The organism is Hydrogenophaga sp. UC242_50 (assembly GCF_042697355.1).
Taxonomy (GTDB): Bacteria; Pseudomonadota; Gammaproteobacteria; order Burkholderiales; family Burkholderiaceae_C; genus Hydrogenophaga.
This window is the reverse complement of sequence record NZ_CP170553.1, coordinates 4,550,384-4,573,987: the sequence shown is the minus strand read 5'-3', so window position 1 is coordinate 4,573,987 and position 23,604 is coordinate 4,550,384. Positions and strand designations below refer to the sequence as shown.

Here is a 23,604-nt window from a genome sequence, read left to right as displayed (position 1 = left end):
GGCCGGCCGCGTCAGCGGCGGCCGAAGCGCATGCTCAGCTTGAACCGGTAGTACGGCAGCCGGTCGGCCCAACGCAGGTTCAACTGGGGTTTGGCTCGGTCGGGGTTGCGCAGCGCGGGCTGGATCAGGTGCCGGTCGAACAGGCCCATCACCACGTCCCGGTTGTAGAGCGCGGAATACCGGTCCCAGTGGTGTCGCTTGAGGTCTTGCGGGTCCAGCTTCTCGATGATGTCGACCAGCGAGCGCGCATCGGTGTAGCAGAAGCCCGAGTCGCCCAGCACGTCGATGTGGTGCCGGTGCTTGCTGCGCGCATAGGTGATCACGGGCTTGTTGCGGATCGAGAACTCGCCACAGGCCAGCCCGAAGGACTCGCCCTGCAGGCGCGCGTGCAGCATGGCGTCGCAGGTGTTGATGAAACGCGTCTTGTAAACCATGTCGCTGCTGCCCGGCAGGAAGAGGGCGCGCGGATGGTCCACGAAGGGCGCGATGTTGAGGAAGACGAACCAGATGTCGGGCGAGCGCGCCAGCACCTGGCGCACCGCCTCGATCGCGCTGGGCACGTCGAAGCTGTTGGCGCCACCGTGGCAGCCCAGCACCTTGGCCTGCGGCGGGATGCCCAGTTCGCCGCGCAGGTCCTCGTTCACATCGGGCAGCTCCACGATGTGCGGCACGCTGGGGATCTTGCCGTTCGCGCAATGCCGGCTCAGCCACTCGGAGATGAAGGCGTAGGAGGCGCCATGGGCCTGCGCGGGGGTGGTCGGGAAGACCGCGTGCACCATCGTGGGCACCGTGCGCGACCACACACCGTCGTTCTTGCCGGCCTTGATGGCGTACAGCAGGTCCGCGTGGTGCCGGCCGAGCAGGGCATCGAGTTCGTCGATCCGGCGGTAGCCCAGCACCTCGAAGCGCGCGCTGAACTTGGCCAGGGCCTCGGCGCTGTTGTGCGGGCTGTCGGCGTTGTAGACCACCAGGCTGCGGTGGCCCAGCACCGTCTCGTTGTGAAGCGCGTAGTCGTACAGCGCGACCTCGGTGCCCCGGATCGATAGCTGGTTGGAGTGAAAGGCGATGGTCTTCGTCATGGGGCCACCCGCTCCCGTTGGCGCATCGGGATGGCGGCCATCAGCAGCGCCGACATCAGGATGAAGAAATGGTTTTCCGTCGAGAGCCAGAACGAGCTGTGCGTCGTGTTGGCGACCAGCAGCACCGCCACAAAGCCCATCATCAGCGCCCGGCGCGGCGTGTCTTCGCGCCAGGCCTGTCGTGCGATGACGAACACGAACCACAGGAACAGGGCCAGGCCGATCAGGCCTTGTTCGAACAGGAAGAAGGTGAACTGGTTGTGTGGGTGCACGCAGACCACGGCGCACCACGCAGGATCGGTGAAATGCGCAGGCGACAGCACCGGATAGGACGCGGTGCCGTGGCCGAGCACAGGCTGCTCCAGCGCGCTCTGCAGCGCGAAGCGGTTCATCTCCATGCGGGCGCCTGCGGACGTGACAGGCACCGTGATGCTGCTGTTCTGTGCTTCAAGCCAGGCCTCGTTGACGCGCGACCGCAGCTGGGTCGACGTGGTGAAGGTCACGGCCATCACGGCGACCAGGGCCAGCGCCGCGATGGCCAGCCGGCGCCGGTGCAGGCCGACGGCGAAGACCGCGAACACCGCCAGGGCCAGCAGCAGGGCCAGGTAGCCGGTGCGGCCCGACGACAGGAACAGCACGCTGAACGCCGCCAGCGCGGCCACCAGGGCGGCGAGCACGGCCCGGGCCCGCGTTGGCGCATGCATGGCCTGGTGCAGGGCCATCACCGTGAAGAACGACATCAGGATGCCTTGCGCGATGCGGTCCTTGAAGACGGTGTGGTCCTCGCCGAAGCCCTGGTTGTGCGTGCGCGTCCAGGAAAAATCGAACCAGACATTGAGCCAGGTGACCACCAGCGTGAACAGCATGGCCAGCGCGAAGGCCTGCCAGCAACGGCGGCGCGTGGCCGAGTCGTTGAGCAGACCGATGAAGACCGGTACCCACAACAGCTTGCTGTACTTGCCCAGGGCCGTGCCGATGAGCGGCCCCTCGGCTGGCGACCACAGGGCCGCGAGCGCGATCCAGGCGAACAGCGCCAGCGCCGGCGCCGCCAGGGGGTTGCTCAGCGCCTGGCGGGTGTCGCGCAGGGAATGGCCCCAGACGCAGCCGAGCAGCCAGAACACCAGGGTGAGCAGCAGCGCCACATTGGCGAGCGCGACCGACATCGGGAACGCGAAGAAGACCAGGATGAGCGAAGCCTTGGCGCCCCGCTGAAGGAAGGTGGACGGGGGGGTCATGGGGGAGCGGGGAGGTCCTGGTAGCCCGCCATCAGCGGGGCCCAGTCGGCTTCGGTCCAGTGGTAAGGGGCGACGCGGGTGGCTTCCTTGCGCAGCGAGCGCCGCAGACGCTCCAGGTTGCGCGGCTTCCAGTCGCCGCCCGTGCGAACCCCGCATTTGTCGAAATCCACGATCCAGGCCTGGCCGGCCGGGTCGAGCAGCAGATTGTGGGCGTTCAGGTCGGCATGGAACACCTGCCGCTCATGCAGTTGCCGGATCGCGCGGCCCAGGGCCTGCCATTCGGCTGGCGCGAGCGGCCTTTGCTGGAGCCGTTGCACCACGTTCGCGCTGCCCGGGATGAGGCCGACGAGGATGTCGGCTTCGTAGAACAGGCCCGCGCGGGGCCAGTGGCTGGCGGCCACCGGCTCGGGCACCGGCAGTTGCCAGGAGCGCATCAGGCGCAGCAGGGTGAATTCGCGCATGGCGCGGCTGTCGTGCGGCGCGGCGCGCCAGAAGCGGTCGTGGCTCAGGCGGGCCATCAGGCCGCCGCGCCGGTAGTGGCGCAGCACATAGCCTTGCCCGCCCTCGTGGACCAGCAGCGCCTGGCCGCGCCCGCTGCCGGTGGCAGGGCGGTGCCGCCCACATGGGCGATCGGGTCGAAGGTGCGCGCGGAGACCTGGCTCAGGTGGTGCGGATCGAACCAGGCGGTGCGGCCTGCATCCACCGAGGCCCGCACGCGCGAGACGTTGCCGGTGTGTGCGGGCCGCCACAGCGGCCGCACCACGGCCAGCGTGCGCGCCGAGGCGCCCTGGTTGCGGGCGATCAGCTCGCGCGCGGCGTGGGCGCGGCGTTGCCAGGTCTCGGGTTGCATCAGCCAGCGCTGCACCGCCGCCGCCAGTTCGCGCGCGTCGCGCACGCGCTCGCCGGCGCCGCTGCGCGCGATCTCCTCGAACAGCGGCGCCGCGTTGTGGACGTGAGGGCCGAACAGCACCGGCTGGCCGACCGACATGGGCTCCAGCGGGTTGTGCCCGCCCACGGGCGCCAGCGTGCCGCCCACGAAACACAGCGAGGCGTGCTGGTACCAGTGCATGAGCTCGCCCATGGCGTCGATCAGCAGCACCTGCGTGCCCGGCGCCACCGCCTGCCCGCTGCTGCGCCGCACGAAACTCAGACCGCTGTGCTGCACGTGGGCCGCGACCTCGTCGAAGCGCTGGGGATGGCGTGGCACCAGCACCAGCAGCCAGCTCGGGTTGACGGGCGAGAGCTCGCTCCAGATCGCCAGCCAGGCGGCCTCGTCGCCTTCGTGCGTGCTGCCCGCCACCAGCAGCGTGCGCCCCTGCAGTTCGGGCGCCAGCGCCACGCGCGCGGCGGGCACGGCGACATCGAATTTCAGGTTGCCGGTGTCGTGCAGGCGCGGCTCGGGCACACCCAGCCCGCGCAGGCGCTCGGCGCTGGCGGTGTCGGCGGCCGCCACTGTGAGCTGTGCGCCAGACGGGCCGCATCAGGCCCGGCCATCGCCGGTAGGTGCGCGCCGAGCCTTCGGAGAGGCGCGCGTTGACGAGCGCAACCGGGATCGCGTTGGCCCGGCATTGCTGCAGCCATTCGGGCCAGAGCTCGCGCTCCACGAGGATCAGCAGCCGGGGCTGCAGCCGGTTCAGGAAGCGGGCGACGGCACCGGGCGTGTCGATGGGCGCGTAGACGTGGCGGATCTGGTCGCCCCAGTGCGTCTGCAGCGCGCGCGCACCGGTGGGGGTCTGGGTGCTGACGACCACGGCGTGCGCCGGCCATTCTTCGAGCAGGGCGTGCAGCAGCGGTTGCATGGCCTGCACCTCGCCCACCGAGGCCGCATGGATCCAGATGCAGCCGAGCTGCTCGGGGTCGATGGGAATGAAACCGAGGCGCTGCCGCAGGTTCTGACGGTAGCCGGGCTCACGCCGGCCACGCCACCACAACCAGCCCAGCAGGGGAGCGGCCAGGGCGCGGCTGAGCAGTCGGTACGCCCGATGGGGCAGCGAAACCGGGCTGCTCAGCGCCAATGGTCGGCGACCCATTGGGCGGGCAACACGCGCCGGTACCACTTGCCGCTCACGCCGGCAATGACATCGGGTGGGTTGGGCTTGCCGTGGAACACGATGATCTTGGCACCGGGCGGGATGGTGGGCGGCGAGAACCAGCCCAGGATGCCCGGGCGCATGCAGTGGCGCTTGAAGCTGCGGCACCAGGCCTCGGGCCAGTAGCTGACCTTGCCCTGCCGGTTGAGGTAGCCGGTGATGTACTCCTGCTCGTTGCGCACGTCCGCGATCGACTCCGGGTAGCCGTTCTTCAGGTGCTCCAGGGCGTCGGTGTGCGCGCCGATGGTGTAGAGGTAACACGAGGTGTTGCCCGTGCCGTCCTTCTTGTCCCATTCCTTGATGACGATGAAGGTGCCGGGCTGGTCGAAGAACTCGTCCAGGCTGTCGACGATGACGATGTCCAGGTCCAGGAACAGCGTCTGGCCGGTGAGGTCGTAGAGCGGATCGGCGAAGCTGGTGAGCTTGAGCCAGCCGTGGCCGAAGCTCCAGGGCTTGCGCTGGTCGAATTCGTCGAAACCCACGGCGGGGATGGGCTTGACCTCGACGGCGGGGTTGATGCCTTCACCGTCGTCGGTCAGGCAGACGAAACGGAAGGGCCGGTGCAGGTGCCGCGACACCATGCTGTGGAGTTTGTTGACGTACTCGGGGCCGTACTTCTTGCCCCATTTGATGCACAACACGTTGACGGTCTGCATGGCTTCCTCTTCTGCGGGTGTTGGCTGGCTGACGCCAACTTGGCGGTCGAGTGTAGCGGAGCTCACTTCGCGAGCAGGGAATCGATGGGCAGCAGGTCTTCGGGCAGCAGGGCGCCGCTGGCCTGGCGCAGGCGCAGGCTGCTCAGCAGCACGTTGTAGCGCGCCTGGGCCAGGTCGCGCTTGGTCTGGAACAGCTGGCTCTGCGCGTTGAGCACGTCGATGTTGATGCGCACGCCCACCTGGTAACCCAGGCGGTTGGCGTCCAGCGCGCTCTGGCTGGAGGCTTCGGCGGCCTGCAGCGCGCGCACCTGGCCCTGGCCCGAGACCACGCCCAGGTAGGCGCTGCGCGTGGACAGGTCCACCCCCCGGCGCGCGGCTTCGAGGTCGGAGCGCGCCTTTTCTTCCAGCGCCAGGGTTTCCTTGACCCGGTTCTGGACTGCGAAGCCGGCGAACAGCGGCAGGTTGAACTGCACGCCGACGCTGGCGGTGTTGGTGCGCACGTTGCCGGGGATCGGCAGGGTCGTCATGGGGCCGCGCGCCACCTGGTACTGGCCGACCAGGTCCAGCGTGGGCTTGTGCCCGGCTTCGGCCTTGCTGGTTTCGAGCTGGGCGATCTCCAGGTTGCGCGTGGCCTGCAGGATGGTCGGGTGCGTGCCGGGGTTGCGGTCCACCCAGGCCTGCGGGTCGGCCGGCACCACCTCGGGCAGGGTCACGGGCGCGGCCAGCGGGCGCGGCTCCACCGAGGGGCGGCCCACCAGCTGGTTGAGCGCGAGCTTCTTCACGCGCAGGTCGTTCTCGGCCGCGATTTCGCGCGCCAGCACCAGGTCGTACTGGGCCTGCGCCTCGCGCGAGTCGGTGATGGTGGTGGTGCCGACCTCGAAGTTGCGCTTGGCCGCGGCCAGCTGCTCGGCCACGGCGGTCTTCTGCGCCTGCACGAAGGCCAGCGTGTCCTGCGCCGCGAGCACGTCGAAGTAGGCCTGCGAGGTGCGCACGATGAGGTCCTGCTCGGCCAGGGTGAGGCGGGCCTTGGCGATGTCGACGCTGAGCTCGGCCTGGTCGTTGGCGATCCGGTTGGCCGGGCGGTACAGCGGCTGGCTGGCCGAGAGCGTGGCGCTCTGGTTGTTGCTGTTGCCGTCGAGCGCGCCGTAGTTGCTCACCTCGCGCCGCGCCCAGCTCGCCGCGGCGGCCAGGCCGGCTTGCGGCAGCAGGCCGGCGCGGGCCTGCGCGGCCTGGGCCAGGGACGCGTCGTACTGCGAGCGCGCGGCCAGGTAGGTGGCGTCGAACCCGCGCGCCGCCTCGTACAGCTGCACCAGGCTCTGCGCCTGGGCACCGGTGGCGAGCGCGCCCAGCACCAGCATGACCGCCCGCGGAAACAGCAGGTGGTGGGCTGACGACTTGCGAGCGGACGAAGCGGCTTTCATGCGGTGTTCCTTGGAGCGGGACGGAGGTGCTGAGAGACTCGTGAGAGAGGCAGCCCCCCAGGGGCATCCAGGGTCCGGCTTTGCCGGCCCGAGATGCCGTCCCCCCTCGAAGCGCCGAAGGCGCGCCACGGAGGGGGGAAGCCGCGAAGCGGCGCAGGGGGGCGTTTCATTTCAGTAGACGGGCACGCTGGGGTCGCGCTGCTGCGACCAGGCGTGGATGCCGCCGTCGATGTTCACGACGTGGGTGAAACCATTGCCTTCGAGGAACTGCACCACCTGCGCGCTGCGGCCGCCGTGGTGGCACAGCACGGCGATGGGCTGGTGTCGGTCGAGTTCGAGCAGGCGCGCCGGCACCGTGCGCATGGGCATGGCGCGCAGCTCGAAGCCCTCGGGCTTCACGGAAGCGGTCTGCAGCTCCCACGGTTCGCGCACGTCCAGCACGACGGGCAGGGCAGCCTGCGGTGCGGCGGGGTCGGCGGCCTGCTTCAGCCAGTCGGGCAGTTGGGCGGGGGTGATCGAGTTCATGGCGGCGTCCGTGGGCGGGGGAAGGTTTCCGGGCTCAGAAGCGGAAACGCGAGGGTTCCGGGAAGTGGCGCAGGCGCGGGGCCACGGTGTCCCAGGGCTGGGCGGTCTGGAAGGCGGCCTCGCCGGTGCGGGTGACGATGGTCGCGCGCATCATGGGCTCGAAGCCGACGATCGCGGCCAGGCGCCCGCCCGGGGCCAGCAGGTCCAGCAGGGCCGAGGGGATCTCGGCGACCGAGCCGCTGAGCACGATGGCGTCGAACGGCGCGCCATCCGAGCAGGCCGCGAAGCCCTTGGCGGCGGCATCGGCGCAGCGCACCTCGGCGTTGGTGATGCCGGCCTTCTGCAGGTTCTCACGCGCCAGGCGGGCCAGCGCCTCGTCGATCTCGATGCTCACCACGCGCTGCGCCAAGCTGGCCAGCAGGGCCGCCATGTGGCCGCTGCCGGTGCCGACTTCGAGCACCTTGTCGGTGGGCTTGAGCGCGAGGTCCTGCAGCAGGCGCGCCTCGACCTTGGGCGCGAGCATCGCCTGGCCGTCCACCGCGGGGTGGTTCAGCGGCAGTTCCATGTCGGCGAAGGCCAGCGACCGGTGCGCGGCGGGCACGAACTGCTCGCGGTGCACGCGGTCCAGCAGGGCGAGCACCCGGGCGTCGAGCACCTCCCAGGGGCGGATCTGCTGCTCGATCATGTTGAAACGGGCCTGGCTCAGGCTGAGGGAGGGGGCGGTGGAAGTGGTCATGGCATCGACTCGCAGGAACGGTGTTTCTAGAGAGGGCGGCGGGAACCGCGAGATTTTAAGGAGTGGGACCTTCGGGGACGGGGTGGGGTATCGCCAGGCCGAGCCGGCGGCGGAACCAGTTGCCGAGGTCGTCCATGTAGCAATAGACCACCGGCACGACCACCAGGGTGAGCAGGGAGGAGGTGATGACGCCGCCGATGACGGCCTGGCCCATGGGCGCGCGCTGTTCAGAGCCTTCGGTGAGCGCGAACGCCAGCGGCACCATGCCGAACACCATGGCCAGCGTGGTCATCAGGATGGGGCGCAGCCGCACGCGCGCGGCCAGCAGCAGCGCGGACTCGCGGTCCATCGGCGGCTCACCCGCGCGGCCTTCGCGCGCGCGGATCGCGAAATCGACCAGCAGGATCGCGTTCTTGGTGACCAGGCCCATCAGCAGCACGATGCCGATGACCGAGAACATGCTCATGCTGGAGCCGAACATGAGCAGGGTCAGCACCACGCCGATCAGTGTGAGCGGCAGCGAGGTCATGAGCGCCAGCGGCTGCAGGAAGCTCTGGAACTGGCTGGCCAGGATCATGTAGATGAAGATGATCGCCAGGGCCAGCGCCGAGAGCGCGTAGCCGAAGGACTCCTGCATGTTCTTGGTGGAGCCGCCGAACTCGTATCGGTAGCCGGGCGGGAAGGCGATGGTGTCGAGCACCTGGCGGATCTCGGTGGAGACCTCGCCCGGCGAGCGCCCGTAGACGTTGGCGTTGATCGAGACCTCGCGGTTGAGGTTGCGGCGGTTGATCTGGTTCGGGCCGGTGGCGTCCACCACGTCGGCCACCTGGCCCAGGCGCACCACGCGCGCCGTGCCGTCGCTGTCGGTGCCGACCATGAAAGGCAGTTGCTCCAGGTCGCTCGCGCGCTCGCGCCCGCTGGGCGCCAGGCGCACGTTCACGTCGTAGCTCTGGCCGTCGGCGGCGCGCCAGTTGCCCACCGTGGTGCCGGCCACCAGGGTGCGCAGGCTGGCGCCCACCGTGGCCACGCTCACGCCCACGTCGGAGGCCAGGTCGCGCTTCATCTTCACGTCCACCGTGGGCTTGTTGGGCTTCACGCTGGCGTCCAGATCGACCAGGCCGACGATGGGGCGGATGCGCTCCATCACGGTCTGCGTCAGGCGCTCCAGCTCGGCCAGGTCGTCGCCCTGCAGTGAGAACTCCACCTGCTTGTTGCCGCCCACGGCGTCGAGCAGGCCGACGTGCGTCACGGTGATGCCGGGCACGCCGCGCAGCCGCTCGCGCAGGCGCGCCGACATCTCGAGCGCGCTCAGCGTGCGCTCGTGGCGGTCGGTCAGGCGCACGTAGATGCTGGCGTACATGGTGCCCTGCGCGTTGCCGGTGTTCAGCGTGGACAGCGTGTACTTCACCTCGGGGAACTCGCGCAGGATGCCCTCGACCTCGCGCGTCTTGGCCTCGGTGGCCTCCAGCGAGGAGCCCACCGGCGTGTGAAAGCTCAGCGAGGTCTCGGAGAAGTCGGCCGTGGGCACGAACTCGGTGCCCAGCAGCGGCACGATGAACAGGCTGCCGACGAAGGTCGCCAGGGCCAGGCCCAGCGTGGCCAGCTTGTGCTTGAGCGACCAGCGCAGCGTGCCCTGGTAGGTGTGGCTCAGGTCGTCCTGGAAGCGGTCGAACCAGCCGGTCACGCGGCCGATGGTGCGGTCGTAGAAGGTCTTCGGGCCGCTGGCGGCGTGGCCGTGTTTCTCGATCTCGGGGTCGTGCCAGACCGAGGACAACATCGGGTCGAGCGTGAAGCTCACGAACATGGAGATCAGCACGGCCGCCACCATGGTGATGCCGAACTCGTGGAAGAACTTGCCGATGATGCCGCCCATGAAGCCGATCGGCAGGAACACGGCCACGATGGACAGCGTGGTGGCCAGCACGGCCAGGCCGATCTCCTGCGTGCCGTCCATGGCCGCGTCGAACGGGCGCTTGCCCATCTGCACATGGCGCACGATGTTCTCGCGCACCACGATGGCGTCGTCGATCAGCAGACCCACCGAGAGCGTGAGCGCCATCAGCGTGATCATGTTGATGGTGAACCCGAACAGGTTCATGAAGAAGAAGGTGCCGATCAGCGCGATCGGCAGCGTGAGGCCGGTGATGACGGTCGAGCGCCAGGAGTTCAGGAACAGGAACACGATCAGCACGGTGAGCACCGCGCCTTCGATCAGGGTGCGGCGCACGTTCTCGACCGAGACGCGGATCGGCCGCGAGCCGTCGGCGATCTGCTCCAGCCGCACGCCGGGCGGCAGCTCGGCGCCGAGCGAGGCCACGGCGGCTTTCAGGCCGTCGGTCACCGCGATGGTGTTCTCGTCCTGCGCCTTCTGCACCTGCAGCAGCAGGGTGCGCTGGCCGTTGTAGAGCGCCAGGCTCTCCACCTCCTGCGTGCCGTCGCTCACGCGCGCCACCTGGCCCAGGCGCACGGCCTGGCCGCCGCGGCGCGCGACGATGATGTGCTCGAAGTCCTGCGGGTTCTGCAGCCGCGAGAGCACCTGCACCACGCGCTCGGCCTCGCCGGTCTTGAGCGTGCCCACCGGCAGGTCCTGGTTCTCGTTGCGCACGGCGGCGTTGACCTGCTCGGTGGTCACGCCCAGCGCTTCCATGGCCGAGGGGTCGAGGTCGATGTTGACGGCGCGCCGTGTGGCGCCCACCAGCGTGACCGAGCCCACGCCGCGCACGTTCTCCAGCCGCTTCTTGAAGACCTGCTCGGCCCAGGTGGTGAGCTCGACCGCGCTCGGTGTCTTGCCGTCCACGGCCTGCGGGATCACGGCCACCGACCAGATCGAGCGGCTGGCCGGGTCGAAGCGCAGCACGCGCGGCTCTTCCACCTCGTCGCGGAACACCGGGCGCAGGATGGCGATCTTCTCGCGCACGTCCTCGGCCGCCTTGCGCCCGTCCACCGTCAGCTGGAACTCGATGATGACGAGGGACTGGCCTTCGTAGCTGCGCGAGGTCAGGGTGTTGACGCCGGCGATCGCGTTGACCGCCTCCTCGACCTTCTTGGTGACCTCGGACTCGACGATCTCGGGCGAGGCGCCCGGGTAGGCCACCTGCACCACGACCACCGGGAAATCGATGTTGGGGAACTGGTCCACCTGCAGGCGCTGGAACGAGAACAGGCCCAGCACCACGAAGGCGATCATCACCATGGTGGCGAAGACCGGGTTGCGCAGCGAGACCTGGGTGAACCACATGGTGCGGCGCGCTCAGTGGGTGGCCAGGCGAACGGCCGTGCCTTCGCGGATGGCGCCGGCCTGGGCGCTGAGCACCGGCTCGCCGGCCTGCAGGCCCTTGACCTCGCGCATGGGCTCGCTGCCGCGCAGGCCGGTGGCGCCGCCGTCCAGCACCACGTGGGCGATCTTGCTCTCGCGCACCACCTGCACATAGGGCTGGGGCTTGTCGTTGCGCACCGAGGACAGCGGCACCGCCAGCGCGTTGACCGCGCCGGTGACGATCTGGCCCTGCGCGAACAGGCCCTGGCGCATGCCTTCGGCGGCAGGCACGCGCAGGTACACCAGCACGCTGCGGCTGCCCGCCTGCACGCTGGGGTTGATGCGCGAGACCGTGGCCCGCACCGGTTCGGCCAGCCCTTCGACCCGCAGGTTCGCCGTCTGGCCTACCTTGACCGACACCGCGTCGGCCGGGGTGATGGCGGCCTCCATTTCGAAGGCCGAGAGGTCCACCACGTCGAACACGCGCGTGTCCACGCCCACGCGTTCGCCGTTCTGCACCAGGCGGGCCGAGATCTGGCCGGTCAGGGGCGAGCGCAGCGTGGTGTCGGCCAGGGCCTTCTTCGCGATGTCCAGCGCGGCCAATGCGGCCTGGTGCGTGGCTTCGGCGCCGGCGAGGTTGGCGCTGGCCGTCTCCAGCGCGGTGGCCGAGATGAAGCCCTGGCGCACCAGGGCCTGGTTGTTGTCCAGCGTGCGCCGCGCGATCGCCACCTGCGACTGGGCCGACTCGGCCTGCCGCGTGGCCTGGCGCACGCGCGCGTCGGCCTCGGTGCTGTCGATGCGCGCCACCACCTCACCGGCCTTCACCGCGTCGCCTTCGCGCTTGCTCAGGCCCTGGATCTCGCCGGCGGTGCGCGCCTTGATGGCGGCGGTCTGCAAGGCCTGCACCGAGCCCGAGAGGCCCACCGTCTGCGTCAGCTCCAGCGCCTGCACGGCCACCACGTCGCGCGCGGAGAGCGTGTACACCGGCGCGGTCTTGAGCGCCTCGGCGGCCGCGCGGGCGGTTTCGCCCTGGGTCTTGCGCTTGTCCAGCGCGCGCACCAGGCCCAGGCCGACACCCAGCACCAGGACGGCCAGCAGCAGCCATTTGATCCAGGTGGAGCGCGAGCGGGGAGCGTTCATGGTGGCGTGAAGGTCAGGGTGTGGGGCTGGGCGCGAGCATGCCGTGCAGCAGCAGGTCCACCTGGTTGTCGATGAAGCCGATCGGGTCCAGCGTCTCGTTCGAGGCGCAGCAGGGCGCCATGGAATGTTTCCACATCAGCACGAAGATCATCGGCGCGATCAGGCTGTAGATGGCGTAGTCCATGGAGAGCGGGCGGAACTCGCCGCGGTCGATGCCGCGCTGCAGGATTCGCCGGATCAGTTCGTGGCCGGGTTCGATCACTTCCTTCTGGTAGAAGGCCGCGATCTCGGGGAACATGCCGGCCTCGCTCATCACCAGCTTGGTGATGCCGGAAGCCGGGGTCATGCCCACGCGCTCCCACCAGGTGTGCAGGCAGTAGCGCACCAGCTCGGCGCTGTCGCCCTCGAAGTGGTCGAGTTCCTCGTTCCACTCGGGAAAGCGCCCGGCCAGGTTCTCGCGCACCACGGCCTTGAACAGCTCTTCCTTGCTCGGGAAGTACAGGAACAGGGTGCCCTTGGACACGCCGGCCAGCGCGGCGACTTCTTCCACCCGGGTGGCGGCGAAGCCCTTTTCAACGAACAGGCGCAGCGCCGCGTCCAGCAATTCGCCCGGGCGCGCCTCCTTGCGCCGGGCGCGGCGCTGGCGCGGTTCGGCGTCGGATTCGGGGGAGGTCAGGGGCGTGGGGGCAGACATGGGGTTTTAATGACCGGTGGGTTAGTAGATACCCCACCCCCCATATCCGACGGCAACGGAGGGCCCTTGGCCCCCCGGAGGCCGTGCTCAGGAAAACGCCTGGATGCCGGTGATCGCGCGGCCCAGGATGAGGGCGTGGATGTCGTGCGTGCCCTCGTAGGTGTTGACCACCTCCAGGTTCACCAGGTGGCGCGCCACGCCGAATTCGTCGCTGATGCCGTTGCCGCCCATCATGTCGCGCGCCAGGCGGGCGATGTCCAGCGCCTTGCCGCAGCTGTTGCGCTTGAGGATGGAGGTGATCTCGACGGCGGCCGTGCCCTCGTCCTTCATGCGGCCCAGGCGCAGGCAGCCCTGCAGGCCCAGGCTGATCTCGGTCAGCATGTCGGCCAGTTTTTTCTGGATCAGCTGGTTGGCCGCGAGCGGGCGGCCGAACTGCTGGCGGTCCAGCACGTACTGGCGGGCGCGGAAGTAGCAGTCTTCCGCCGCGCCCAGCGCACCCCAGGCGATGCCGTAGCGCGCGCTGTTGAGGCAGGTGAACGGGCCCTTCAAGCCACGCACCTCGGGGAAGGCGTTCTCTTCGGGGCAGAACACCTCGTCCAGCACGATCTCGCCGGTGATGGAGGCGCGCAGGCCCACCTTGCTGTGGATGGCCGGGGCGCTCAGGCCCTTCATGCCCTTGTCCAGGATGAAGCCGCGGATCGCGCCTTCGTCGTCCTTGGCCCAGACCACGAACACGTCGGCGATCGGCGAGTTGGTGATCCACATCTTGGCGCCGGAGAGGCTGTAGCCGCCGGCCACTTTCTTGGCGCGCGTGACCATGCTGCCGGGGTCGGAGCCGTGGTTGGGTTCGGTCAGGCCGAAGCAGCCGATCCACTCGCCGGTGGCCAGCTTGGGCAGGTACTTCTGCTTCTGCGCCTCGGAGCCGAATTCGTTGATCGGCACCATCACCAGCGAGCTCTGCACGCTCATCATGGAGCGGTAGCCCGAGTCCACGCGCTCCACTTCGCGCGCCACCAGGCCGTAGCAGACGTAGTTCAGGCCGCTGCCGCCGTAGGCCTCGGGGATGGTGGGACCCAGCAGGCCGAGGGAACCCATCTCGCGGAAGATGGCGGCGTCGGTCTTCTCATGGCGGAAGGCCTCGGTCACGCGCGGCAGCAGCTTTTCCTGGCAGTAGCTGTGGGCGGCGTCGCGCACCTGGCGCTCGTCGTCGCTCAGTTGCTGGTCGAGCTGGAACGGGTCTTCCCAGCTGAAGCGGGCTTTGGGGGTGCTCATGCTTGTCTCCGGTGTTCGGGTGGCGATGCGGCGATTGTCGACGGCTGATGAATATCTGTCTAATATCGTTGGTGTATTCATCCATATAAATTTCAGATTCATGGAATTCCGCCACCTGCGCTATTTCCTCGTGCTGGCCGAAGAGCTGCACTTCGGCCGCGCGGCCCAGCGCCTGGCCATCACGCAGCCGCCGCTCTCGCTCAACATCCAGCAGCTGGAGGCCTCGGTCGGGGCGCAGCTGTTCACGCGCAACAGCCGCGGCGTGCAGCTCACGGCCGCGGGCCAGGCCTTCGTGCCGGCCGCGCGGGCCTTGCTCGACCAGGCAGGCCAGGCCGCGCGCGAGGCGCGCGAGGTGGCCCAGGGCCTGGTGGGCAGCCTGCAGATCGGGTTCGCCGGCACGGTGCTGTACCGGGGGCTGCCGCAGATCCTGCAGGGGTTCGCGGCGCGCCATCCACGCCTGCGGCTGGTGCTGCGCGAAATGAGTTCGAGCGACCAGTTGATCGACCTCATGCACGAGCGGCTGGACCTGGGCTTCGTGCACACCACGCGCGTGCCGGCGAGCTTCTCGCAGATCCTGGTGTCGAGCCAGCCCTTCGTGGCCTGCCTGCCGGTGGGGCACGCGCTGGCGCGCCGGCGCCGCCTGCCGCTGGTGCAGCTGCAGGGCGAGCCGTTCGCGGTGGTGTCGCGCGCGGTCTCGCCCGATTACCACGAGCGCATCCTGGGCCTGTGCGCGGACGCGGGCTTCTCGCCCGAGATCCGTTACGAGCTGCGCCACTGGCTCAGCGTGGTGTCGCTGGTTTCACAAGGCCTGGGCGTGGCGCTGGTGCCGGCCGCGCTGCAGCAGGCCGGCCTGCCCGGCGCGGTGTTCGTGCCGCTGGATGTGGACACGCCGGCTTACGAAACCCATTGCCTCTGGAAGACGGATCGCGACCAGGCGGCGCTCGTGGCATTCCTGGACGCGGTGCGGGCCTTTGCCCAACCGGTACAGTGAGGCGTCAACCCATGGAGAACACGATGAGCGACAAACAGGTGCTGGTGCTGGGCGGTGGCTGCTTCTGGTGCACCGAATCCGTCTACAAGGAAGTGACCGGGGTGACCGATGTCGAGTCGGGCTACAGCAACGGCCAGGTCGAGCGGCCGAGCTACGAGATGGTGTGCACCGGCACCACCGGCCACAACGAGGTGGTGCGGCTCGAGTACGACCCGACGCAGGTGACCACGCGCGAGATCCTGGAGATCTTCTTCGTGATCCACGACCCGACCACGCTCAACCGCCAGGGCAACGACGTGGGCACGCAGTACCGCAGCGGCATCTACTTCACCACGGCCGAGCAGCAGCGGGTGGCTCAGGCGCTGATCGACGAGCTCACCAAAGACAACGCCTTCGGCAAGCCCATCGTCACCGAGCTCAAGCCCCTGCTCAACTACTGGCCGGCCGAGGCCTACCACCAGGACTTCTTCGAGCGCAACCCGCACCAGGGCTATTGCATGGCCGTGGCCGCGCCCAAGGTGGCGAAATTCCGCAAGACCTTCGCCCGCCTGGCGAAGTAGGTCCTGCGGGGCCGATCACTTCGGCATCAGCACCTTGTCCACGACGTGGATCACGCCGTTGGACTGGTAAACGTCGGCGATGGTCACGGTGCGCACGCCGCCTTTTTCATCCGTCACCGTGACCTTGCCGCCGGCCGACTTGGCCACCAGCGTGCCGCCGGCCACGGTCTTGATCGAGGCCATGCCCTTGCCGTCGGCGATCATCTTGGCGATGGCCGCGGCGTCCCATTTGCCGGGCACCACGTGGTAGGTCAGGATGCCGGTGAGCATGCCCTTGTTCTCGGGCTTGAGCAGGGTGTCCACGGTGCCGGCGGGCAGGGCGGCGAAGGCGGCATTGGTGGGCGCGAACACGGTGAACGGGCCGGGCGATTTGAGCGTGTCCACCAGGCCGGCGGCCTTCACGGCGGCCACCAGCGTGGTGTGGTCCTTGGAGTTGACCGCGTTGTCGATGATGTCCTTGCTGGCCAGCATGGGCGCGCCGCCGACCATGACTTGCGCGAAGGCGCCGAGGGATGCGGTGCCGATCGCCAGGGCCAGAACGGTCTTGCTGAGGGTCTGCGTGATCATGGAATCTCCTTGGGTTGAAGCCGGAACTGCGGCTGAAGGAGATACGCAGCGCGACCCCGCACTGGATTCAAAAAAGACCCGGCGATGGGCTCAGGCCGGTTTCGCGCGGCCCCACCGGGCCTGCAGCAGCGGCCAGCAGACGATCACCGCCAGGCCCAGCAGCACCAGCGCGGCCGCGCCGAGTTTCCAGCCGGGCAGCGACTCGCCCAGGGACAGGGCCGAGGCGCCCATGCCGAACACCGGGATCAGCAGCGCCAGCGGCGTCACCGTGGCCGCCGGGTGGCGCGCCAGCAGCCAGTTCCACACGCCGTAGCCGAACAGCGTATTGCCCACCGCCTGCCACAGCACGCTGGCCCACACCAGCCCGTCCGCGTGTTGCAGGCTGCTCGCGATGGCCTGCGGGCCTTCGACGAACCACGACAGCGCGAACAGCGGCGGCACCGCGAACACGCTGCTCCAGACCATGAAGTGCAGCATGTTCACCGGCCCGAGCGACTTCACCACCAGGTTGGCGAGCGACCAGAAGAAGGCCGCGCTCAGCACCAGGCCCATGCCCAGCAGGGTGACCGAGGCGTCGAGGTTGGCCGCGATCACGCCCAGGCCGGCCAGCGCCAGCAGCAGGCCCGCGACCTGGAAGCCGCGCACGCGCTCGCCCATGATCCACAGCGACAGGCCGATGGTGAAGAACACCTGCAGCTGCACCACCAGCGACGCCAGGCCCGGCGAGATGCTGCTGCGGATCGCCAGGAACAGCAGGCCGAACTGGCCCACGCCCAACAACACGCCGAAGGCGGCGATCTTGCGCCAGGGCGCGGTCGGTCGCGGGATGAACAGCAGCCAGGGCAGGGCCGAGAGCGCGAAGCGCAGCGTGGCGAACAGGAAGGGCGGCAGACCGTCCAGGCCCCAGCGGATCACCACGAAGTTCGTGCCCCAGACGAACACCACCGAGAGGGCGAGGAGCAGGTGGGTGATGGGCACGGCGTGGTGTGAAGCGGGGAGACCGGCAGTGTAGCCAGCGGCCCGCCACCTGCCTGCGCGCTCAGTGCAATGCCCGTGTGCGGTAGAGGAGTAACAGGGCCACGGGCGCGCCGACCAGGCCGATCACCGCGTTGAGGTGGAACACGTGGCGGCTCCAGGGCAGGTGCAGCACCAGGTCGGCCGCCAGGCCCAGCACCGCGCCCACCAGACCGGCGGCCGGCAGCAGCACGCGGTGGTCGGCGCTGCGCATCAGCGCGCGCGCCACCTGCGCGGCCACCAGGCCGAGAAAAGCCACCGGGCCGCAGAAGGCCGTCACCAGCCCGCTCAGCCACGCGGTGGCGAGCAGCGCGCCGCGCTTGACCAGGGTCACGCGCATGCCCATGGACGCGGCATAACGCTCGCCCAGCAGCAGGCCGTTGAGCGGCTTCACCAGCAGGCCGCCCGCGAGCAGGCCGACCAGCACGCCGGGCACGAGGATCTGCAGCTGCTGGCGCGTGGCGCCGGCAAAGCTCGCGTCGTCCCAGGCCTTGAAGGCGCGCGCCTGGGTCTCGTCGATGAAGTGCATCGACACGCTGATGAGGCCGATGGCGAGGTAACCCAGCATCAGGCCGATGATGAGCAGCGTGACGGTGCCGACCCGGCGCGACAGGCCGGCCAGCAGCGCGAGCACCGCCACCGAGCCGGCCACCGAGGCCAGCGCCAGGCCGATGTCGCCGGTCAGGCCGAAGCGCAGCAACAGCGCGTTGCCGGCCACGCCCGCGACCGTGACCAGCAGGGCGCTGCCTAGTCGCGCGCCGTGCACGATGCCGAGCACGAAGGGGTCGGCCAGCGGGTTGCGGAACAGGGTCTGCAGCAGCAGGCCGGCCACCCCGAGCGCCGCGCCGGAGCACAGCGCGTTGAGCGCGCGCGGCAGGCGAAAGCCCAGCACGATGTCGCGCCACACCGGATGGGCGGCGCCGCCGGACAACACGTCGAAGACCGCGGCCAGCGGGATGGCGACCGAGCCGAGCGAGAGTTCGGCCACGAACAAGGCCAGCATCAGCAGGGTCATCGCCGCGAATCTGGCGGAGGTGAGCGGGGTGGTGGTCATGGCAGTCGGCGCAGGAAAGGGGTGTCGGTCACGAGGGGCGGCAGGGGCAGGCCCGGGTGCAGCGCCCGGATGGCTTCGGCCAGCTGCACATGGGGCCGGGTCATGCCCTGGTCCTGGAAGGGGTAGGCCCAGGCGCCGGTGTAGCCCTGGTCCCAGGCGAACACGCGGCCTTCGCGCGCGGCGCGGAACCAGCCGTGCAAGGGGTTGGCGTCGACCAGGGTGCGCAGCGCTGGCCTGGCCGCCCAGCGTGCCGAGCCAGACCGGCGCATCGGCCGCTCGCGCGTAGACCTTCTCGAAGCGTTCGAACACCAGGCTGCTGCTGCGCGCGTCGTCCGCGAGCGCAAAGCGCCCGCCGGCGTCGTGGATCAGCCGGGCGCGCTGGTTGCGCCCGCCGAAGGTCTCGACGGTGTCTCGCCCGGCGGCGAAGCCGGCCATCACCAGGGGGCGGTCGGGCGCCGTGGCCGCCAGGGCCGCCAGCCGCAGGTACTGCGCCTCGATGCGGTCGAACCGCGCGTTGGCCAGGGCCTCGCGGTTGGTGAGCAGGGCCAGCAGCTTGAGCCACTCGGCGCGGCCCAGCGGGTGGGTCTCGTGGTGGTCGGCCTGCGCGATCGCGCGCACACCCAGCTCCCACAGGCGCGGGTGCATGTTGCCCTGCGGGTAGGCGGAGTAGAAGCTCAGGTACACATCGGCCTGCACCGCCATCACCGATTCGATGGAGGCGTGGCCGTAGCCCCACATATCGTGCACCAGGCCTTGCGCGATGCGCTCGCGCACCGACGGCACGGTGGCGCTGCGCGTGTTTTCGGCCCCGTACAGCCGGTCCACCAGGCCCAGCTCGTCGAGTGCGCCCAGCATGGCGGCGTTGCCGGTGACCAGCCTCTGTATCGGCACTTGAATCACCTGCTCGTGCGGCCCGTGCGCGGGCACCGGTGTGCCGCACTGCACCAGCAGGTAGTCCAGCGTTTCGCCGGTGCCCACGCTGGGCGTGAAGCGCACGCGTTTGTAGTGCGGGCCGTAGCTCACCTGCAACTGCACCGAGTGGGTGAAGGTGGTCTTGTGCGGAAAGAGATCCACGCCCGGGCGGTGCTCGGCCACGCAGGCGGCGTCGAGGTTGTCGCTCAGGCCGTCCACGCCCACCACCACCGAGGGCCAGGCCGCGCGCGGCGGCGGTGCGATCTGCATGCAGCCGCACAACAGCAGCAGCGGTATCAGCTGCAGGCGCCTCATGCTTGGCCGCCGAGCGCGTCCACCAGGGCGCCCAGGCTGGTGAAGGGCCTCGGCGTTTCGCCGCGCTGGCTCAGGGTGTAGACGCCGTGTGCCACCACGTGCACGGTCTGCGTGGCCTCGGGGTCGTGCGCGCAGCCCGCACGCTGCAGCGCCCGCCGTGCCCAGGCCGCCGCCATGCCCTCGCCTTCGAGGCGGATGCCGCGCCGCGCATGGTGGCCCACGCGCAGCTCGGCGCGCTCCAGGTCGAAGGCCAGGCCCTCGGCGGCGAAGCTGGCGGCCAGGGTGCCGTCCAGCGCGAGGTCTTCGGGCGCGCCGGCGTGCAGGCGGCGCTGGCCGTCGATCAGCCACAGCGCATCGGCGTGGCGCAGCGCGAGTTCGAGGTCGTGCGTGGACAGCAGCACGGCCAGACCCTGTTCGCGCGCCAGCGCCAGCAGCAGGTGCATGGTCTCGATGCGGCGTGGCAGGTCGAGAAAGGCGGTCGCTTCGTCCAGCACCAGCACGCGCGGTTGTTGCGCCAGCGCGCGGGCGATCAGCACCTTCTGGCGTTCACCGTCCGACATCTCGGCGACCAGCCGGTGTGCCAGCGCCAGCGCGCCGGCCTGTTGCAGCGCGGTCTGCACCGCGGCGTGGTCGGCCGCGCCGAGCCGACCGCCCCAGCCCAGGTGCGGATAGCGGCCCAGGCAGGCCAGGTCGTGGCCGGTCATCTGCGCGACATCGACGCGCTCGGTGAGCACCACCGCGAGCCGGCGCGCGCGCTCGGTCGCCGTGATGCGGTTCAGCGCCACCCCACCGAGCCGCACCTCGCCGGCGACGGCGGGCTGCATGCCGCACAGCGTGCGGATCAGGGTCGACTTGCCGGCGCCGTTGGCGCCGATCAGGCAGACGAAGCGGCCTGCGGGCAGCGCGAGGTCCAGCGGGCCGAGCAGGGCCTGGCCGCCGTGGCCGACCGTCAGGCCATGGGTGCTCAGGCCCATCAGAGCGCCATGGCGAAGCTGGCGAGCACGGTGCGCGGTGCGCCCGGGTAGGTCGGCACGAAGGCGCCGCCCGAGTCGTAATAGCGCTTGTTCCCCAGGTTCTGCAGCGCGAGCTGCAGCTTGTAACGCTGGCCGGCGCCGAAGCGGTAGGCCACATTGGCGTCCCAGCGCACGTAGGAGGGCAGCACGAAGCTGTTGGCGGTGTTGGCCTGGCGCTCGCCCACGTAGATCGCGCCCAGGCCCGCGCTCAGCCCCGCGGCGCGGCCGCTGAAATCGAAGGTGGTCCACAGGCTGGCGCTGCGGCGCGGTGCATTGGCGCAGCAGGGTGCCCACCAGGCTGGCGTCGCTGTCGCGGCTGATCTGCGCCTTCAGCTCGGTGACGCTCGCCAGCAGGCGCCAGCGCGGCGTGATGCTGAACGGCACGTCCAGCTCCCAGCCCTGGCTGCGCTGCTCGCCGACCTGCAGCACGTGGTCGAAGTCGGTGGGGTCCGACACCAGGCCGTTGCGGCGGCGGATGTCGAACACCGCCAGCGTGGGCTCCAGGCGGCCGTCGAGCAGGCTGAATTTGGCGCCGACTTCCAGCTGCGTGCCGCGCGACGGCGCGGGCAGGCTGCCGTTGCGCAGCATGCCGCTGAAGGGCTCGGTGAGGAACGACTTCGACCCACTCGCGTACAGCGACACCGCGTCGCTCGGCGTCCAGGTCACGCCCAGGCGCGGCGAGAGCGCGTCGTCGCTGCGCGCCAGCGTGTCCGAGACCGGCAGGTAGTCGGCGCGCGCGAAGGTGCGCGAGCGGTCGTAACGCAGGCCGAACAGCACGCGCCACTGGTCACCCAGCTGCAGCTCGTCCTGCGCGTACAGCCCCACGTTGCGGCTGCGGTAGTTCGACGCGTCGTAGGGCACGAGCGGGCCGACCACGGTGGTGCCGTGTACTGGCTTGTACAAGTCGATCGGCAGGTTGGTCGGGAAACCGAAGGGGCCGACGTTGGCGTCGGCGCGGAAGTCCCAGGTGTCTCGATTGGCGTCGGCGCCCAACAGCACGCGGTGGCGCACGCCACCGGTCTCGAAGCGGCGCGAGACCTCGGCCAGGACCGAGAGGTCGGTCTGGTCGTCGATGCTGCGCTGCTGGCGGCGGTTGACCTGCGGGTTGGGGGTGCCGGCGCCGGTGATGGGGCTGAAGCCGAAGGGGTACCAGAGCGCGTCGGTCTTGGCCGACGAGGCCTGCAGGCCCGCGTGCAGCTGCCAGCCGCTGTCCAGGCGGTGGTCGAGCACCAGCGAGGCCAGCGCGCTGTCATTTTTCAGCCGCGTGTCGGCTTCGGCGTAGTTGGTGTGGATGGGCACGCCGAGGAAAAGCGGGCTGTTGCCGAAGCCGCGGTCGAAGGCGCCGCGCTTGCGGCCGAGTTCGAGTTCGGCAGTCAGCGTGGTGTGCGGCGCGGGCCGCCAGCGGAACACCGGCGAGACGAACTGCGTTTCGGCGCCGACGAAGTCGCGAAAACTCTGGTTGTCCTGCCACGAGCCGGTGAGCCGGTAGCTCAGGGTCTCGCTGATCGGGCCGGTGCTGTCGACGGTGGCGCGGTAGAAGCGGTCGCTGCCGGCGGTCAGCTCGTAGCGTGTGCGCGCGGTGTCCTGCGGCTGCTTGGTCACCAGGTTGACCACGCCACCGGGTTCGAAGCGGCCGTAGAGCGCCGAGGCCGGCCCTTTGAGCACCTCGATCTGTTCGATGTTGACCAGCTCGTCCACCGGGGCGAACACGCTGCGGCGAAAGCCGTTCTTGAGGTTGGCGGAAGTGGCGAAGCCGCGCAGGCGGAAGCGGTCGTTGCTGCCGCCCCAGCCCACCTGCGGCGTCAGGCCCGGCACGGTGCGCACGGCTTCGCCGAAGCTGGTGACGCCACGGTCTTCCATCAGCTCGCGCGTGACGGTCTGGATGGAGAAGGGCGTCTCCTTCACCGTGGTGTCGCTCTTGTTGGCCGTGGGCGCGACGATGGCGCGGTAGGCGCGTTCGCGCGTGTCGCTGATGGTGACGGTCTCCAGCGTGGGCACGGGCTCGGTCTGGGCCCAGGCGGCCATCGAGACGCTGGCCATCGCGCACGGGAGAAGGCGGAAAGCGGTAGGAAACATGCGGTGCTCGGCTTGATCGTGAAAGGGATGGTCCTCACTGCCCGCGCACGGCGGTGGTGAGTGCGCGGGTGTTGAAGCGCATCAGCTCGATGTAGCTCGGCGCCGCGCCGCCGGGCGCGGAGAGCGAATCGGAATAGAGCGCGCCCGAGGGCTTGACGCCGGTCTCGCGCGCGATCTGCTCGATCAGGCGCGGGTCCGAGATGCTCTCGACGAACAGGGCCTTGATCTGGTCCTGGCGGATCTGGCGCACCAGCTGCGCCACGCCCTTGGCCGAGGCCTCGCTCTCGGTGCTCACGCCCTGCGGCGCGAGAAAGCGCACCTGGTGGTCGCGCGCGTAGTAGCCAAAGGCGTCGTGCGAGGTGATCACCTTGCGTTGCGCCACCGGAATCGGCGCCCAGGCGGCACGGATCTCGGCCTCGAGCTCGTTGAGCCTGACCTCGTAGGCGCGGGCATTGCGGTTGTAGAGGTCGCAGCTGGCGGCGTCGGCCTGGCACAGGGCCTTGGCGATGTTGCGCGCGTACACCTTCACGTTCGCCACGCTCTGCCAGGCGTGCGGGTCGGTCTCGCCATGGCCGTGGTCATGGCCCTTCTTGTGCTCGCCGTGGTCGTGGTCCGGCTCGCTCTTGAGCGGCGGGATGCCCTGGCTGACGGTCACCGGCCGACCCTTGTAGGCCGAGGTCTTGAGCAGGCGGCTCAGCCAGCCCTCGAAGCCCAGGCCGTTGGCGAACACCACCTGCGCCTGGCCGACCAGGCGCGCATGGGCCGGCGTGGGCTGGAACACGTGGGCGTCGGCACCGGGCCCGACCAGCACGTCGACCGCCACGCGGTCGCCGCCGACCTCTTTCACGATGTCGCCCAGGATGCTGAAGCTGGCGACCGCGCGCAGCGGCGCCTGCGCGTGCAGCGGCGGGGTGAGCGCGGCCAGGCCCAGCGCGAGCGCGGCGAGGGTGGTGAGGCGGCGGGGCAGGAAGGCGGTGGTGTGTGTCATGAGCAGGTCC

Annotated in this window: 19 protein-coding genes and 3 pseudogenes; 2 read left to right on the top strand and 20 right to left on the bottom strand. The window is 69.8% G+C overall.

All coding sequences use genetic code 11. The features are described from left to right. Nucleotides 1-11 precede the first annotated feature (11 nt). From ACFJGX_RS23350 to ACFJGX_RS23290, 13 genes and pseudogenes are all read right to left on the bottom strand, one after another. Nucleotides 12-1,079 carry a hypothetical protein gene (locus ACFJGX_RS23350; protein ID WP_382323654.1) on the bottom strand — a complete coding sequence of 356 codons (1,068 nt, stop codon included), beginning with the start codon at nt 1,077-1,079 and terminating at the stop codon, nt 12-14. Next, the gene (locus ACFJGX_RS23345; protein ID WP_382323655.1) at nt 1,076-2,314 is read right to left on the bottom strand and encodes an O-antigen ligase family protein; all 1,239 of its coding nucleotides are present in this window, start codon (nt 2,312-2,314) and stop codon (nt 1,076-1,078) included. The genes ACFJGX_RS23350 and ACFJGX_RS23345 overlap by 4 nt, the downstream gene beginning before the upstream one ends. After that, on the bottom strand, nt 2,311-2,862 hold the full coding sequence (locus ACFJGX_RS23340) for a 3-deoxy-D-manno-octulosonic acid kinase (protein ID WP_382328781.1): 552 nt from the start codon (nt 2,860-2,862) through the stop codon (nt 2,311-2,313). Before ACFJGX_RS23340 ends, ACFJGX_RS23345 begins: the two co-directional genes overlap by 4 nt. Then, the gene (locus tag ACFJGX_RS23335; RefSeq protein WP_382328852.1) at nt 2,832-3,767 is read right to left on the bottom strand and encodes a 3-deoxy-D-manno-octulosonic acid transferase; all 936 of its coding nucleotides are present in this window, start codon (nt 3,765-3,767) and stop codon (nt 2,832-2,834) included. The genes ACFJGX_RS23340 and ACFJGX_RS23335 overlap by 31 nt, the downstream gene beginning before the upstream one ends. Before the next feature lie 67 nt (nt 3,768-3,834). Continuing rightward, a pseudogene (locus ACFJGX_RS23330) lies at nt 3,835-4,344 on the bottom strand (3-deoxy-D-manno-octulosonic acid transferase); the annotation flags it as partial. Continuing rightward, nucleotides 4,320-5,060 (bottom strand): glycosyltransferase, encoded by a 741-nt coding sequence (locus ACFJGX_RS23325; RefSeq protein WP_382159894.1) that lies wholly within the window; start codon nt 5,058-5,060, stop codon nt 4,320-4,322. The pseudogene ACFJGX_RS23330 and the gene ACFJGX_RS23325, both read right to left, overlap by 25 nt. 62 nt (nt 5,061-5,122) lie before the next feature. Then, nucleotides 5,123-6,481, bottom strand: coding sequence for a TolC family outer membrane protein (locus ACFJGX_RS23320; RefSeq protein ID WP_382323657.1), 1,359 nt, complete (start codon nt 6,479-6,481; stop codon nt 5,123-5,125). Between the two features lie 171 nt (nt 6,482-6,652). Next, nucleotides 6,653-7,006 (bottom strand): rhodanese-like domain-containing protein, encoded by a 354-nt coding sequence (locus tag ACFJGX_RS23315; protein ID WP_382159889.1) that lies wholly within the window; start codon nt 7,004-7,006, stop codon nt 6,653-6,655. 34 nt (nt 7,007-7,040) lie between these two features. Beyond that, nucleotides 7,041-7,742 (bottom strand): protein-L-isoaspartate O-methyltransferase, encoded by a 702-nt coding sequence (locus tag ACFJGX_RS23310; RefSeq protein ID WP_382323658.1) that lies wholly within the window; start codon nt 7,740-7,742, stop codon nt 7,041-7,043. Nucleotides 7,743-7,797: 55 nt separating this feature from the next. Then, on the bottom strand, nt 7,798-10,980 hold the full coding sequence (locus tag ACFJGX_RS23305; RefSeq protein ID WP_382327167.1) for an efflux RND transporter permease subunit: 3,183 nt from the start codon (nt 10,978-10,980) through the stop codon (nt 7,798-7,800). A gap of 12 nt (nt 10,981-10,992) precedes the next feature. Further along, nucleotides 10,993-12,138: an efflux RND transporter periplasmic adaptor subunit gene (locus tag ACFJGX_RS23300; protein WP_382159880.1), complete on the bottom strand. Its 1,146-nt coding sequence runs from the start codon at nt 12,136-12,138 to the stop codon at nt 10,993-10,995. A 13-nt stretch (nt 12,139-12,151) separates the two neighbouring features. Then, nucleotides 12,152-12,832 carry a TetR/AcrR family transcriptional regulator gene (locus tag ACFJGX_RS23295; protein WP_382159877.1) on the bottom strand — a complete coding sequence of 227 codons (681 nt, stop codon included), beginning with the start codon at nt 12,830-12,832 and terminating at the stop codon, nt 12,152-12,154. 87 nt (nt 12,833-12,919) lie between these two features. Continuing rightward, a complete protein-coding gene (locus tag ACFJGX_RS23290; protein WP_291112760.1) occupies nt 12,920-14,104 on the bottom strand; it encodes an acyl-CoA dehydrogenase in 1,185 nt (394 codons plus the stop codon). Nucleotides 14,105-14,204: 100 nt separating this feature from the next. On the opposite strand from ACFJGX_RS23290, the gene ACFJGX_RS23285 reads away from it, so the two are divergent. Further along, nucleotides 14,205-15,095: a LysR family transcriptional regulator gene (locus ACFJGX_RS23285; protein ID WP_382323660.1), complete on the top strand. Its 891-nt coding sequence runs from the start codon at nt 14,205-14,207 to the stop codon at nt 15,093-15,095. A gap of 23 nt (nt 15,096-15,118) precedes the next feature. Continuing rightward, nucleotides 15,119-15,655 carry a peptide-methionine (S)-S-oxide reductase MsrA gene (gene msrA, locus ACFJGX_RS23280; RefSeq protein ID WP_382323661.1) on the top strand — a complete coding sequence of 179 codons (537 nt, stop codon included), beginning with the start codon at nt 15,119-15,121 and terminating at the stop codon, nt 15,653-15,655. A gap of 15 nt (nt 15,656-15,670) precedes the next feature. Here the strand turns inward: msrA and ACFJGX_RS23275 are convergent, their stop codons facing one another. The 7 genes and pseudogenes from ACFJGX_RS23275 to ACFJGX_RS23245 form a co-directional block, all read right to left on the bottom strand. Further along, nucleotides 15,671-16,222 (bottom strand): fasciclin domain-containing protein, encoded by a 552-nt coding sequence (locus ACFJGX_RS23275; RefSeq protein ID WP_382327165.1) that lies wholly within the window; start codon nt 16,220-16,222, stop codon nt 15,671-15,673. A gap of 90 nt (nt 16,223-16,312) precedes the next feature. Then, nucleotides 16,313-17,200, bottom strand: a complete 888-nt coding sequence (locus tag ACFJGX_RS23270; RefSeq protein WP_382159865.1) for an EamA family transporter — start codon at nt 17,198-17,200, stop codon at nt 16,313-16,315. Nucleotides 17,201-17,261: 61 nt separating this feature from the next. Continuing rightward, nucleotides 17,262-19,517, bottom strand: coding sequence for an iron chelate uptake ABC transporter family permease subunit (locus ACFJGX_RS23265; protein ID WP_382327163.1), 2,256 nt, complete (start codon nt 19,515-19,517; stop codon nt 17,262-17,264). Then, nucleotides 19,514-20,422: pseudogene (locus tag ACFJGX_RS23260) on the bottom strand (ABC transporter ATP-binding protein); the annotation flags it as partial. The pseudogene ACFJGX_RS23260 and the gene ACFJGX_RS23265, both read right to left, overlap by 4 nt. Before the next feature lie 68 nt (nt 20,423-20,490). After that, nucleotides 20,491-20,781: a TonB-dependent receptor domain-containing protein gene (locus ACFJGX_RS23255; protein ID WP_382328779.1), complete on the bottom strand. Its 291-nt coding sequence runs from the start codon at nt 20,779-20,781 to the stop codon at nt 20,491-20,493. A 91-nt stretch (nt 20,782-20,872) separates the two neighbouring features. Next, a pseudogene (locus tag ACFJGX_RS23250) lies at nt 20,873-22,390 on the bottom strand (TonB-dependent receptor); the annotation flags it as partial. Nucleotides 22,391-22,640: 250 nt separating this feature from the next. Then, on the bottom strand, nt 22,641-23,594 hold the full coding sequence (locus tag ACFJGX_RS23245) for a metal ABC transporter substrate-binding protein (RefSeq protein ID WP_382323667.1): 954 nt from the start codon (nt 23,592-23,594) through the stop codon (nt 22,641-22,643). Nucleotides 23,595-23,604: the final 10 nt, after the last annotated feature.